The following is a 14058-nucleotide window of genomic DNA, read 5'->3' as shown; positions in this document are numbered from 1 at the left end:
GGTGTAAGCTCCTTTTCTAAGGATTTGGTTCCGCTTGCTCGGCGAAACCAACTTACACCCTCCTCACTTTTACACACACAAATTTACGTCACCACCACCCGGCCGCGACGTCTGGACACGCCCTACCCAGCCCGTCTTGCTTTTCCGCTGCGGAAAGTAAATACTGATGAACGAGGGCTTGGGACGCCCGTTGAGTTCATTCGAGACGAGAGGGAATTTATGGAGAAGGCAACGTTCGGCGCAGGGTGCTTCTGGGGCGTGGAAGCCACTTTTCGACAACTAAAGGGCGTGGCCTCGACGGCGGTCGGGTACATGGGAGGAAGGCTGACGAATCCAACTTACGAGGACGTCTGCACGGACAAGACTGGCCACGCGGAGGTTGTCCAAGTGGAATACGATCCGTCAGTGGTTTCATACAGCGAGTTGCTGAAGATCTTCTGGCAGAACCATAACCCCACCTCGCTCAATCGGCAGGGACCGGACATCGGCACACAGTATCGTTCGGTGATCTTTTTCCACAGCCCAGAACAGGAAACCGTAGCCCGCGCCTCCAAAGATGAACTGGAGAAGGCCGGTGTTTACAAACGCCCGATCGTGACGCAGATTGTTCCGGCGCAGGATTTCTGGCGCGCGGAAGAATACCACCAGCAATATCTCGAAAAGCGCGGGATGTCCCACTGCTCAATCCCGTGACGGATTCTCGAGGCGCGGCGCCTAAATTGGAGGATCAGCGTGTGGGGTTGTGCAGCACATGCCTGTGGGTGCGGCTAGTCCAGTCGGGCCGCGGCACCACTTTCTACCTCTGCCGGCGGTCTGAAAGCGATCCCCGGTTTGCCCGCTATCCGCGCCTGCCTGTGATCCAGTGCGCGGGCTTCGAGCCGGGCCACGAAGCATCCAGAAAGTAAAACCTCGCTCTGCGCCCTCTCGCCTACCTGAAGCACCACAACCACAGCAGGCCAAAGCCGAGTGTCAGCAGCGTGACAGGAAGACCCACGCGGAAGTAGTCGCGAAAGCCGATGTGGACTTCCGGCCCGGCGCGCTCAACCACAATGATGTTGGCGACGGAGCCGGTGATGGTCAGATTGCCCGCCAGCGTGCTGGCCATCGCCAGGACCAGCCAACCCATGTGTGAGTTCGCAAAGCCCGGTACGACCGATTTAAGAAGCATGACGGCTGGGACATTGCTCACCAGGTTCGAGAGGGCGGCCACGACCACCGTAAAAATCCCCGGGTCCTGCAGGTTCCAGGTGCGCGCAAAATTCAGAAGCAGGTCCGCCATTCCGGCTTTTTCCGCTCCACCCACGATAATGAAAAGACCCACGAAGAACACCAGAATGCCCCAATCAACTTGCCGGTAGGCCTGCTGCGGATCGCGCGTGCGTGTCACCAGCATCATCGCGGCGCCCAGTGCTGCCATCACCGCCGGAGGGACGCCTGCGAGAAAGCCGGCAAGGACGATCAGGATGACGATTCCCGGCTTGACCAGGGATGAGCGGTCTCGCGGCAGGACCGCGACGGCGGGCGCTGGAGAAGGGTCGGCCATCCCCGCCCGTGAGAAGGCCACGTGGAGGACCAGCCAGTCCAGCAGCAGTCCAACAACGGCTATCGGCGCAAGATAGAACAAGAACGAAGTGTAGCCAATGCCGGACAGCGATCCGATCAGCATGTTCTGGGGATTCCCGGTGATGGTAGCCACGCTGCCGATGTTCGAGGCCGTCGCCACCGCCAGCAGGTAGGGTAGGGGTTTGGCGCCCATTTTCCGGGTGGCGGAAAGCACGAACGGAACCATCACGAGGCAGATGATGTCGTTCACGAAGAACGCAGAAAGAAGCCCACAGGTGAAAATGACCGTCGGCAGCAGGTGATGCGGTTTCAGCCGCACCAGGACCATCCCGGTAGTCCACTCAAAAAATCCAGCCGAACGAAGATGTCCGACGATGAGCATCATCGAGAAAAGCAATACGATGGTGCTGAAGTCGATAAAGTGAAGCGCGTTTTGCGGCAGGACAATCCCAAAAACAACCATCAGGACCGCGCCGATGATAGCCGCTCCAGGGCGGTCAATCTTCATGCCGGGAAACTTGCCCAGGGCAAACACCAGATAGCTGCCCAGAAAAACGGCATAGGCCGCAAATATCTGGATCTCTGGAAGCACGGCGGTAGGTAGATGAGGCATAGGTTAGGGACGAACAGGCAAGCGTGCTCCTTAAAATGTGTTGGGGGCCGCCAGTTCGCTGCCCGAACGGTCTATTTTGATCGCAAAACCATCACGGGGCCAGAACAAGATGCCCGGACCGAATCTACTGCCAGATGCCGGCCGCTTGGTCAGATTTTCCTTGTTTGGACAGGAATGTGCTGTGATAGACTGGAGCTTAGTAACGGGCACCAGGAATCCTACCTCACAGAGATTGGGAACCGTCGAATGAAAGCTTTACTGATTTATCCTGAATTTCCAGATACTTTCTGGAGCTTTAAGCACGCGCTTCCCTTCCAAGGCAAACGCTCGGCTTATCCGCCGCTGGGTCTTCTGACCGTCGCCGCCATGCTGCCTTCCTCGTGGCAGAAGCGTGCGGTGGATTTGAATGTGCGCCCGCTCAAAGATTCAGAATTGGCGTGGGCAGACGTGGTGTTCCTGAGCGGCATGATGGTGCAGGGCCCGTCAATGAAAAAGGTCATTACACGGGCAAGGGCACGCGGCCTGCGCACGGTGGTGGGCGGCCCGATTGCCAGCACCAAAGATCCCAATATCAACGAAGCCGATCACGTGGTGGAAGGCGAAGCCGAAGAACTCATTGCCACCCTGGCCCAGGACCTCGAGTCCGGCGACGCCCGGGCGCACTACAAAGCTCCCGCTCTGCCGGATCTAACGCTGGTCCCCAAGCCGGAACTCGGACTCCTCAGCCTCCGAAAGTACAGCGCCATGGCTGTCCAGTACTCCCGCGGATGCCCTTTCACCTGCGAGTTCTGCGACATCATCGAGATCTACGGAAGAAGGCCCCGCACCAAAACCCCCGAGCAGGTTCTCGCTGAGCTGGACCAAATTCACGCCATGGGCTGGCGGGGCCGCGTGTTCCTGGTAGATGACAATTTCATTGGCAACAAGAAGAACGTGAGGAAACTGCTGCCGGAACTGGTTCGATGGAATCGCGACCGGGGTTATCCATTTTCCTTCCTCACGGAAGCCTCGCTGAATCTGGCTGAAGACACGGAACTGCTGGAGTACATGCGGGACGCGCACTTCAACAGCGTTTTCATGGGTATTGAAACTCCTGTAGCGGAAAGCCTCAAGGAAACGACGAAGTTCCAGAACCTGCGCAAAGACCTTCTGGAGAGCGTCAAGCTGGTGCAGTCTTACGGCATGGAAGTGATGGCGGGCTTTATCGTCGGGTTTGACAACGACCCTCCGGACGTCTTCGAGCGCCAGATCCAGTTTATTCGGGACGCGGCAATTCCCATCTCGATGGTGGGACTGCTGAGCGCTTTGCCGAACACCCAACTGTGGCGCCGGTTGAAAGCGGAAGGGCGGCTTCTCAAGGAAAGCCTGGGAAGCAACACGCTGCTGGACATGAATTTCATACCCCGCATGGACACCCAGGAACTGATTGACGGCTATCGCAGGATCCTGGAAACCATCTACTATCCACGCGAGTACTTCAATCGCGTGCAGGCATTCCTTTCGCAATTGGGCACGCCCACCCGCACGCCAATTGTTCTTTCAGATTTTCTTGCGGTCGGGCGGTCATTCTGGAAGCAGGGCCTGCTCAGCAACTATCGAACGGAGTACTGGAAATTTCTGGCCCAGGCCGTTCGGCGCCACCGCCAGCACCTGGACAAAGCTCTGACGCTGGCCATCATGGGACATCACTTCTTCGAATTGACCGGAACGGTACAGTCTGAAAGCCAGGTCTAACGAGATCGGCACGCCATGCTGTGCGGCAAAACGCCCGGGACCTCGAACTTGGAGGGTCCGTCAGCCATGAACGAAACAGATGGCCTTCGCGGTCCTGCTGAGAAATTCAGACTGCTTCACAATCGGTTGGAATTTGAGGTGTCACCTTGCCACGCGGCAGGGCTACCCTAACCCTCCTTGAGTTCTGCGAGGACCTGGCGACCAACTTCCTTAAGCGTTTCGAAGACTCCCACGCCCTGGACGGCCACCGCGCCAAGCACCGGCTCGCCCTTAAGCTGAAGCGATTCTTTGAGCTTTTCAATCGGAAGCGCGCTGGGCAGGTCACGCTTGTTGAGTTGAAGCACATAAGGGAGGGTAGAGAAGTCGTAGCCGTGATCTTTCAGGTTGGTCTGCAGGTTGTTCAATGCTTCCCGGTTTGCCTCCATGCGTTCTTCCTGCGAGTCGGCCACAAAAACCACTCCGTCCACACCACGCAGGATCAGCTTTCGGCTGGCGTCATAGAAGACCTGGCCGGGTACGGTATAAAGGTGAAACCTGGTCCTAAAGCTACGCAGTGTCCCCAGTTCCAGCGGCAAGAAATCAAAAAACAGGGTCCGGTCGGTTTCCGTCGCAAGTGACAGCAACTTGCCCCCGGACTTCGCCGCCGTCCGTTCAAAAATCCATTGCAAGTTGGTTGTTTTGCCGCCCAATCCGGCCCCGTAGTAGACGACTTTGCAGTGGATCTCACGGGAAGCAAAATTGATAAAGCTCACGTTCGCCGGTCCTTGTCCCTTGAGTTTCAGCGCCTGTGCACCGAGGAACACATCACAAATTCTTTTGCGATTCTTCCACGCATCCCAGACGCCACCGTGCAGGCTGCGAAACCCTTTACCCATTACTTATCGGCAAAACCAGGAAGGACTTTCGCGCATTTGCGCTTCGCGCCTCGGCGTGCGCCACAAAGGGAGCAGCCGCGCGACGGGAGTGGATGAAGGATGAGTCCGGATTCGTTAAGTTTCAGCGGCGAAGACGGAAGGAACCGGGATGTTCATAAGGCAGGCAATAAATCCCGGTCCTCCCTCAAACGCGTGACATTGCCCCCTTGCGGGGGTGGCTAGCTACGTCCAATTATGTGGTCCTGTTCTGCGCCCCATCATGCCAGAGCGCAAACGCCGGATGCAAGGAGAAATTCTGTTTTCTGGCGAACGGAGCGCCCGCAGTCCGCGCCGCGCAACAAAACATAAGGCCGCCGCTGAACATAGGCCGGCTTCAATATGATAAAGATCAAATGGGCGGCATGGATCGAGACAGGAATGGCCCTAATCTGGTTCGGATGAGTCCGCTTTGCGCTAGAATAATTTCTCGTTATGCGCTGGCTTGAAATGAACCGCAATCCAGAACCGGAGGTGATGAACGCGGCGGATGATATTTCCGCGTACGCTTCGGCCGCCGGCCAGGACCATCTTGACGCGCTGGACAACACTTTTGTAGACCGGGTGCTTTCACTCGCGCCGCCCGGCGTCGAACCCACTGGGTCCCTGCTGGACGTCGGTTGTGGGCCCGGCAACATCGCTCTGAAGGTTGCACGCCGCTGTCGCGGGCTGGCAGTCGTGGGACTCGACCGTTCGCGGAACATGGTGGAGACTGCGCGCAGAATGGCCGCCGAGCTGGGACTGGAAAACCGGGTTTTCTTCCAGCAGGCCAGCGCCGATCGGCTTCCCTTCTCCGGCGGCGCCTTTGATTTCGTTCTCTCCAATTCCGTATTGCATCACCTGTCAGACCCCGCAAGGGTCCTGGGAGAGATGTTGCGGGTCATAAAACCGGACGGGTCGATTCTGCTCCGAGATCTTCGCCGCCCTTCGCGCCTGGCCTATCCCTGGCATGTCCGCTGGTACGGACGCCATTATTCTGGCATCATGAAGAGGCTGTTTGAGGATTCCGTTCGTGCCGCTTACACCCCGGATGAACTGGCTGATTTGCTGGGGCGCTCCGGGCTTTCAGAGGCGCACATCTTCCTTCATGAACGGAGCCATATGGGTTTCGTTTACAGGGGGCATCATTCATGAGAGTCATTCCAGGCGGGCGTTCAACGAAGTTGGCAATTATCGTTGGTCTGATCATCATATCATCGACGTTGCTCGCCGCGGGAGACAAGCATCCGTCCACCTATCGAATTCCGCTGCCCCCCAAGCCAGACTTTTCTTCCATCGAGTGGATGGTCGGCAACTGGACGGGCCGCATGGACAAACGTAGTCCCCAGGGCGAGATTCATCTTTCCGTCGCCTACGACCTGGACCACCGCGTGATGGTTTTCAAGGAGCAGGTGTCGCTTGCCGCAACAGAAGAAGTTCCGGCGAATGACGAAACTTCCATTGGGATCCTATCCCGAGCGCCATCGGGTGATTCCTTCCTGCTCGACGTTTACGCCAGCACAGGCTTTGTGAGTCGATACCGGGTCACCGTCGCGGGCGCTGAAATCGACTTTACTCCCGATGGAGGGTCGCAGACGCCTCCCGGCTGGCTTTCACGGCGTGTCATCCAGCGCGGCGACGTGGATGGGTTCACCGAAACCGTTCAAATGGCGCCGCTTCAAAAACCATTTTTTGATTACTATTCGGCCGCGTTCTCGCGCGAGCCGGCGCCTCAACAACCCGGCACAACCAGCTCCGAGGAACAGAAAAAACATTAAGCGGCGGGGGCTGGGCCGCCAGAACTGTCCCGACGCCCGGCTGTCGCAGCATCCCTCAACGGGCCTGGGTCTTTCGAGGAGCTGCAACAGGAGGTTGCCATGTCTGCCCGCAGTCGAAAGTATTTGATGACTGCCGTTGTCGTTGTAGTGGTGCTGGCAATACTGTGTGTGCTGGTGGTTCCCACGCTGGTGGACGTCAACCGCTATCGTCCTCAGGTCGCGGCGCTGCTTGAGAGCAGTACTGGAAAGCCTGCCCGGATCGGGCGGCTGCATCTCACCCTCTTTCCTCATATCGCCATCCAGGTTGATGACTTTGCTTTGGAGAATCCCAAAGGCTTTCCGCCCGGCGACTTCTTCAAGGCGCAACGAATCGATGCGCTGCTTGAGACAGGTCCGCTTTTGCATCGGCAGATCGTCATTCAATCCCTGCTCGTGAAAGGGCCTGTAATCCACCTGCTCAGCAATTCGGCAGGCAGATGGAACTATGAGAACCCTGCAACTCCAGCCAGCAAGAACCCCGGCGCGCCGCAAAACGGCGGACCCAGCTTTTCACTGGGCGCCATTTCCCAGGTCAACATTGACGACGGCCAGGTGACGATCGCCAACCTGCTGCCCTCCGGCGCTGTGGGGCCCACTTATTTCGACGGGCGCGGAATCTCATGCCGCTTCCACGACGTGAACATCAACGCCCTCTCCGCGCCAGCTTCTTCTTCAGGACCTTCCAGCGGCGGGCGCATCGTCCCCGCCAGCAACAATCCGGCGCCATCGGTCGCCCACGGCTCGTTTCACGCGGACTCCCTGCGATTTGGGAACATCCAGGCAACATCGGTGGACTCCGGCATCCAGGTTTTCCCCAAGCAGGCTTATCTGGACCCTCTCGCTCTGAAGCTGGCAGGCGGATCAGTCAAGGGAGACGCGGCTTCAGACTTCTCGCAGGAAAATCCGCTCTTCAGCGCCCGGACCTCTTTCCAGAAAATCGACGTGGCGCAACTGCTCAACACCATCCCGGAGGCGCGCGGCAAGATGTCGGGAACCATGGAAGGGAACCTCGATCTGCAGGGCGAAGCTGCCCATTCGAGTGATCCGCTGGCCGGACTTAGGGGCACAGGCAAAGTGAGCATTCGCGACGGAAGGCTTCCCACTCTGCAACTGAACAAGAACCTGCTGGTCCTGGTCCGGATAGCGGGCGTGGGAGCAACCTCTGGCGATCCGGCTTCATTCTCCTCAATCTCGGCGGACCTCAATCTTGCGAACCAGCAACTCGCCAGCCAGCGCATCGCAATCGTGAGCACGGACGTGAACGTGAATGCATCCGGCGTGCTGGACATCGCGAAATCCAACCTGATGAAATATGCCGGAACGGCCCTGGTGCCGGCGCGGCAAGGCGAATTAACCAATCTCGTCGCCAATATTTCAGGCGCCAGCTTCGCCAACGGCAAGCTCTCATTCCCATTTGAGCTGCACGGTACGCTCGACAACCCCAGGTTTTCTCTCAAGACTGGAAAGGGTGTCCTGGGTGGACTGCCCGCTCCGGCCGGCGGACAGGGATCCCCAGCCGGCAACACCATCCAGAACCTTATGAACCTGTTCCAGAAAAAGAAGTCAACCACGAACCCTCCGAAATGATCGGGGCACCATTTTGGCGGAGAGATAATCTTGTGCCGTCATCCGGCCAGATAAAATTGCATTTCCAAGCCTCCAATCGCGCCACGCAGCCAATCCAACTGGAGCTACAGGTTACGCCGGGATGAACCCAGGCTAATGCATCCTCGCTCAATTTCAGAATCAGCACGATTGTTGCAATCTGTGCGATGATAGACCTCTTGTCTGTGGCTTGCATTTCCATAACACCCGAATCATCTGATGACCATATCTGACGGCATTCTTCTGTTCTTCGCGGCGCTTGCGGCGGGTATTCAAAATTCGATCGCCGGCGGTGGAACGTTCTTCTCATTTCCCGCCCTGATCTTTGCCGGCGTTCCGCCCATACAGGCCAATGCAACATCCACAATCGCTTTATGGCCCGGGATCCTCGCCAGCGCCGGTGCCTATCGAAAGAAGATGCCTCGCAACGCACGGATCCTGGCGCCTCTGTGCCTAGTCAGCGCCCTCGGCGGATATTTCGGGGCCCATCTGCTGCTTCACACCCCGCAACGCACCTTTATGCGCCTGATACCTTTCCTGTTCCTCGGGGCCACCCTGCTGTTCGCATTCGGGAAGAGCGGAACAAGCCGTTCAAAGCACGCCGAAGGAACAGGCAACCCCTCATGGAGAGCCATGGCCGGGTTGAGCGCGATCCAGTTTGCCATCGCAGTTTACGGAGGTTTTTTCGGTGGCGGGATTGGAATTCTCATGCTCGCTTTTTTGACCTTTTTGCCGCTCGGGGACATTCACTCGACGAACGCATTGAAAACCGTCCTCGCGGCCATGATCAACCTCGTCGCCGTCATTGCCTTCATCGTGGCGCGAATCGTCTACTGGCCACAGGCAGTCGTGATGCTGGCAGGGGCCGCGATCGGTGGCTATGGCGGAGCGCATTTTGCCCAAAAACTCAATCCCTCGCACGTTCGGACTTTTATCGTTTGCGTTGGCCTGGTCATGTCCTTTTATTTCCTTTGGCGCTACTTCTGAAGCCGGGCCCGGCTTTCTATCGTACCGCCTCGCCAAGCGCCGTCGCCAGCCACAACAGCCCATCTGCTTGGGTGCGGGGCTTGGGATTACAATTCGCTTATCCATCAAAAATACACTGGCAGCCTGCAGAAAAGACGAGTAGAATCCCGCTATTGGCGCCCGGGCTGGTCTTGCCCAGAAACGGGCCTGCACGTCTCTGTTCGTCTCAAGCTGACCAAAGGAGGCACTCTATGCCCAAAACGGATTCGTCAACGAAAAAGGCTATCAACCGGCTGATCATGTATCCGGCACTGATCACACTGGGGGTCACCCTGCTCAGGCTCGTCGGAGAGTTGTTGCACTGGTCAAGCATCCTGTTCAGCCGGGTCGAGGGAGGTGGCGCCGCAATCATCGGCATAAGCTGGCTGCCCATCATCTTCGGCCCTTATTTCGCCGTCAAACTGTTTGACCGGAACCTGAGGCCTGCAAGCCACACCAAGACAATCCTGTTTGCGTTTGCGGGTTTCGTGGTCCTTCTCTGTGGCGCCACGGTTGCATTTGCCCCTGTGGTCCATTTTAGCGGCCGCATCCTGGTGGGACTGCTGTTGATGGTCGGGGCTGCCGCGCTTCAGTATCTCCCCTGGCGCGAGCTGGCACAGACGCTGATTTCGTATGCCTATCTGGCGCGCGTCCCCGTCGTCATCGTCATGTTTTTCGCCATGCAGGGCCATTGGGGCACCCATTATGACGCCGTGCTGCCGCCGTTCGACCAGCTTCCCTTCTGGACGAAATATCTGTACATCGCCGTGGCTCCGCAACTCATCATGTGGGTCGTCTATACGATGACGCTCGGCGCGCTCGTCGGCGGAATTTATGTCGCCGTCGTCCGACGGCAACCTCATGCCAGAGCCTCCGTCGAAACCAGCGCCTAAGGGCCGCTCAAGTGGTGTAGAAACCTTGCCACGGTGTCCCGCACGTGCAGCGCGCCGTCATACTCGGTGCGCAACAGCCGGCCGGTCCGGTGCGCGCGAAGCTGGGGGTCCTCGCCCGTCGGAAGACTGTTCGCCACGCCAATCAGGCTCCGCTGGAGGCTGGTGAGTGGCGCGGAAGATGCGACCCCCGTCCCAGCAGCCGTCGAAATCTCCTCGACGCTCGGCTCCCGCAGGCTTTCCTGGATAATTCTGCTGTGGACCGAAGTTGAAACGTCCTCCGGCGTGTCGGCCCTGGCGCTTGCGAGGTCAGCCACACCGGAAAACGCCCTGGCTGCTTCATCACGCCTGGTCAGGAATGAATCGAGCTTAAAAAGTTCCTTCAGCGTAGCGGGGACCGAGGCGTGGTCAAAGGTTTCGCCGACGATCGCTCCCTTCCCGATGTAAGGAGAGATCAGAATGGCCGGAACGCGCACACCGTACCGATCGAACTTGAATTGAGATTGGTAGTTGTCCGGCGGCGTTGCCGCCGTGGGCGGGACATGGTCATAGAACCCGCCGTGCTCATCGTAAACGATCAGCAGCAGGCACTTTTCCCACAGCGGTGACGTCCGCACGCAGTGGTAAACGTCCGCGATCAGCGCCTCGCCGGCTTTGACGCCGTGCGGCGGATGCTGGTCATTGGCGCTGCCAAACCACCAGAAATATTTCGGTTCAATAAAGGAATAGCTCGGCAGCTTTCCCTGCTTCGCATCTTTCCTGAACTGGCCATAGCTCTTGAAATTGTTTCGCAGCGCGTCGGTATCCAAACGCTGGAGTTCCCAGGTCTGCGAAATTTCGTGGTAATAGTTCGACCACGTCCGGCCCGCCGCCGACAGGTTTTCAAAGATGGACCGCATGTCGTAATTGTGAAGCTGGCTGTTGTCCAGATAGCCTTTGGACGTTGCAGCATGCGCAAAGAAGCGATTGGGCCAGGTGGGGCCGGGCACCGAGGAATACCAGCGCTTGCACACCGCAAATTCTTTGGCAAGCGTCGTGAGCACCGGCAGATTGGCTGGATCGAAACAATCCATGATGGCGGGCGCCGTGGAGAGGGTAACGTCATCTTGTTGCGCGTAGTTGAAGATGAATCCCCTGTTTGCGCCAATCGCATCGGAAGGCGGAGGACCACTGGGATTGCTGAAAAGCTGAACATTGACATCATGAAACCCGTGGCCAGGATCGTGGGGCGTAACGTCTTGAGCGTTTCGGGTCACGACAACCTTGTTGTTCGGGCCTGGCGGCACGCTGGGATCGATGGGGTTCCACTCTCCGCCCGTCAGGCCATCAATGTCATAGCCCGGCTCCTGCAGCCAGCCCAGCATGTGATCGAAGGAGCGGTTTTCCATCATCAGAACGATGACGTGTTCGATATCCTGCGGCATGAAGACTGTCCCCGGTGAGATTTCGATTTCTCTCTGCAGTCACTCTGAGACCTTCGTCCGTGTCATTCCGAGCCCGTTCGCCCTCCTTTTGCGAACGGTCCCGAGCACTGCGAGGGGGCTCAAGGTAAACTCTGCGAGGAATCTGCCGCTTCGCAAACGGAGGGCGAAACAGGCCCAGCATGAGGGGGCGTTTGAATCAACGTCGTCCCAAACTGTGCTCTGAAATTTCCTTTTGGGCCATTTTCGCCCTCTAGTGTTTTCAATAAGATCGGTAGCTTTGTTTTCCGGTTCGTTTCCGGTTCGTTTTTCCCACAGCTACGTGTTTTCAACAACTTCTCCGCTTCGTTTTCCGGTTCGTTCCGGTTCGTTTTTTGGCCACTTTTCTTTGTTTTCAGCAACTTCTCCGGTTCGTTTTTCAAAAAAGGTATTCTTTTTGGTTTTTGCTCTCAACAATTGGCAGTGAAAATGGCCTTGGTTTGCCTCGCAAAGTTCCTATCTTTACCGACGCCCATTCGCCACCCGCCACCGGAAAGAACACCGGGCCAATGATGGAACGTGCGCCACAAACACCGCGCTTCCTTCCCTGATCCTGGGCCGCCAATTTCGCTGTTTAACCTGGCAGGTTTTTGCCCGCCCCTCGGCAAGACGTGTCCCCGGCCCCGCGCCTTACCGGGAAGCAGTTATTAGGACTACCATGCTAGCCGACGAAAGTCAAGCAAATTCGGCGGAATTCCGGCCATCGCGCAGGGACCTTCTCGATCCGACAGACCTCCCGATTCTGCTGTTGCAATATCAGGGCGGTGGTATAATTGAGTTGCGGTGTGATGAGCGGAAGACTGGAAGCGGTCCTCAAAGAAAAACTTGCCGTGGCTAAAAAAACCGCTTGCGTTCGTACGTAGTTTTCGGTAGGATTATTAATTGCCAGAATGAAGGTGGGGGCAGAAGCTTCCTCATCATTGCGGGTCACACAAACGGAGGTCAATACGCAGAAGACTTTCGGATAGGGATTTGAAGCACGCCGGGTCCATGCAACCGAGAATTTCCCGCCTGTTTCAAATTCCTTAACAAACAAAAAGTCGGCTTCGGAGTGAGCAAGCAATGCCGTCTCTTTTTTTCAATGGACGGCAGGGCCTTGATGTTGAATCGCGGGTGCTGAGTTCGGCTTTTCGCATTGAAGAGCGAAACCCAGCATCTGAGAGTAACGCCGGACGAAGTTCGGCGCTCAGTCTGGAAAACGAGGTCAGGTGGAGCATTTAAGCTGCCGCCTGATACTCAGCGATCTTTGAAAACTGAATAGTGCGACGTCTACATGTGCTCAACTGTCCGGCGGATATCCGGACAGAGTATAGCGAAGGCGAATCTGCGCAACGGAGCTTTCAGCGTTCAGCAATCAGCGTTCAGTAAAGGCTGACGGCTGAAAACTGATGGCTTTCTGTGTGTTGAGCAGATTTTATGGTCAAGCTACTAAGGGCGTACGGTGGATGCCTTGGCGCCAGACGGCGAAGAAGGACGTGGCTACCTGCGATAAGCCTCGGTGAGGGGGAAGCACCCATTGACCCGGGGATTTCCGAATGGGGAAACCCGACTGGGCAAAACCCAGTCACGGCCCGCTGAATCCATAGGCGGGTGCGAGCAAACCCAGGGAAGTGAACCATCTCAGTACCTGGAGGAAGAGAAAGCAACAGCGATTCCGCTAGTAGCGGCGAGCGAAAGCGGAACAGCCCAAACCCAGCCTTCCTTTGAAATTTCAGATTTGAAATTTGAGATTTCAAAGGAGGGTTGGGGGTTGTAGGGCGCGCGCCGGTGCAGAACCATAGAGTTACCAATCCAGCGGCTAGCCGAACGGCTTGGAAAAGCCGGTCATAGAGTGTGATAACCACGTAGGTAAAAGCTGACTGGACTTTAGCGCGCGTACCTGAGTACCGCGGGACACGAGGAATCCCGCGGGAATCTACGGGGACCATCCCGTAAGGCTAAATACGTGCTGGCGACCGATAGTGAACAAGTACCGTGAGGGAAAGGTGAAAAGAACCCCTGCGAGGGGAGTGAAATAGTACCTGAAACCGTATGCCTACAAGCAGTCGAAGGGCCACGTCCCGGTGGCAACATCGGGGCAAGCCTGACGGCGTGCCTATTGCATAATGAGCCGGCTAGTTATTGTCCGTCGCAAGGTTAAGCAATGATTCCCGCCTCGGCGGGAGGAGCGAGCCGTAGCGAAAGCGAGTCTGAACAGGGCGACAAGTGGCGGGCAATAGACGCGAAGCGGGATGATCTACCCTTGGTCAGGGTGAAAGTCGCGTAACAGCGACCGGAGGCCCGAACCGGTGTTGGTTGAAAACAGCTCGGATGAACTGAGGGTAGGGGTGAAAGGCTAATCAAATTCCGTGATAGCTCGTTCTCCTCGAAATAGCTTTAGGGCTAGCCTCGGACGATTGCTCGCGGTGGTAAAGTACTCGATGGACTAGGGTCTGTTAACAGATACCGAATCCAACGAAACTCTGAATGCCGCGAAGTCTA

Annotated in this window: 12 protein-coding genes and 1 rRNA gene; 8 read left to right on the top strand and 5 right to left on the bottom strand. The window is 57.2% G+C overall.

Features of this window, described 5'->3' with window-relative positions; translation table 11 throughout:
* Positions 1 to 219 precede the first annotated feature (219 nt).
* Positions 220 to 693: a peptide-methionine (S)-S-oxide reductase MsrA gene (msrA, locus tag VFQ24_01540; GenBank protein ID HET9177022.1), complete on the top strand. Its 474-nt coding sequence runs from the start codon at positions 220 to 222 to the stop codon at positions 691 to 693.
* Positions 694 to 928: 235 nt separating this feature from the next.
* On the opposite strand, the gene VFQ24_01535 is transcribed toward msrA, so the two are convergent.
* Positions 929 to 2176 (bottom strand): anion transporter, encoded by a 1248-nt coding sequence (locus tag VFQ24_01535; GenBank protein ID HET9177021.1) that lies wholly within the window; start codon positions 2174 to 2176, stop codon positions 929 to 931.
* A 246-nt stretch (positions 2177 to 2422) separates the two neighbouring features.
* Between VFQ24_01535 and VFQ24_01530 the strand changes: the two genes are divergently transcribed.
* Positions 2423 to 3910: a B12-binding domain-containing radical SAM protein gene (locus VFQ24_01530; protein ID HET9177020.1), complete on the top strand. Its 1488-nt coding sequence runs from the start codon at positions 2423 to 2425 to the stop codon at positions 3908 to 3910.
* A 167-nt stretch (positions 3911 to 4077) separates the two neighbouring features.
* Here VFQ24_01530 and VFQ24_01525 read toward each other — a convergent pair whose 3' ends face one another.
* Positions 4078 to 4662, bottom strand: a complete 585-nt coding sequence (locus VFQ24_01525) for an ADP-ribosylation factor-like protein (GenBank protein ID HET9177019.1) — start codon at positions 4660 to 4662, stop codon at positions 4078 to 4080.
* 594 nt (positions 4663 to 5256) lie between these two features.
* Here VFQ24_01525 and VFQ24_01520 point away from each other — a divergent pair.
* The 5 genes from VFQ24_01520 to VFQ24_01500 all read left to right on the top strand — a co-directional run bounded on the left by VFQ24_01520 (position 5257) and on the right by VFQ24_01500 (position 10120).
* The gene (locus tag VFQ24_01520) at positions 5257 to 5955 is read left to right on the top strand and encodes a class I SAM-dependent methyltransferase (GenBank protein HET9177018.1); all 699 of its coding nucleotides are present in this window, start codon (positions 5257 to 5259) and stop codon (positions 5953 to 5955) included.
* Positions 5952 to 6578 carry a hypothetical protein gene (locus tag VFQ24_01515; GenBank protein ID HET9177017.1) on the top strand — a complete coding sequence of 209 codons (627 nt, stop codon included), beginning with the start codon at positions 5952 to 5954 and terminating at the stop codon, positions 6576 to 6578. The genes VFQ24_01520 and VFQ24_01515 overlap by 4 nt, the downstream gene beginning before the upstream one ends.
* A 99-nt stretch (positions 6579 to 6677) precedes the next feature.
* Positions 6678 to 8204, top strand: a complete 1527-nt coding sequence (locus VFQ24_01510; GenBank protein ID HET9177016.1) for an AsmA family protein — start codon at positions 6678 to 6680, stop codon at positions 8202 to 8204.
* Between the two features lie 237 nt (positions 8205 to 8441).
* Complete coding sequence (locus VFQ24_01505) at positions 8442 to 9209, top strand: sulfite exporter TauE/SafE family protein (GenBank protein HET9177015.1); 768 nt, start codon at positions 8442 to 8444, stop codon at positions 9207 to 9209.
* A 230-nt stretch (positions 9210 to 9439) separates the two neighbouring features.
* On the top strand, positions 9440 to 10120 hold the full coding sequence (locus VFQ24_01500) for a hypothetical protein (GenBank protein HET9177014.1): 681 nt from the start codon (positions 9440 to 9442) through the stop codon (positions 10118 to 10120).
* Here the strand turns inward: VFQ24_01500 and VFQ24_01495 are convergent.
* From VFQ24_01495 to VFQ24_01485, 3 genes are all read right to left on the bottom strand, one after another.
* Positions 10117 to 11541, bottom strand: a complete 1425-nt coding sequence (locus VFQ24_01495) for an alkaline phosphatase family protein (protein ID HET9177013.1) — start codon at positions 11539 to 11541, stop codon at positions 10117 to 10119. The two genes, VFQ24_01500 and VFQ24_01495, sit on opposite strands and share 4 nt — an antisense overlap.
* A gap of 119 nt (positions 11542 to 11660) precedes the next feature.
* Positions 11661 to 11960, bottom strand: a complete 300-nt coding sequence (locus VFQ24_01490) for a hypothetical protein (GenBank protein ID HET9177012.1) — start codon at positions 11958 to 11960, stop codon at positions 11661 to 11663.
* A 278-nt stretch (positions 11961 to 12238) separates the two neighbouring features.
* A complete protein-coding gene (locus VFQ24_01485; protein HET9177011.1) occupies positions 12239 to 12640 on the bottom strand; it encodes a hypothetical protein in 402 nt (133 codons plus the stop codon).
* 355 nt (positions 12641 to 12995) lie between these two features.
* On the opposite strand from VFQ24_01485, the gene VFQ24_01480 reads away from it, so the two are divergent.
* Positions 12996 to 14058: ribosomal RNA gene (locus tag VFQ24_01480) — 23S ribosomal RNA — on the top strand; the annotation flags it as partial.

It is taken from the genome of Terriglobia bacterium, assembly GCA_035712365.1.
Classification (GTDB): Bacteria; Acidobacteriota; Terriglobia; order UBA7540; family UBA7540; genus SCRD01.
This window is presented reverse-complemented; position numbering and strand designations above follow the sequence as displayed.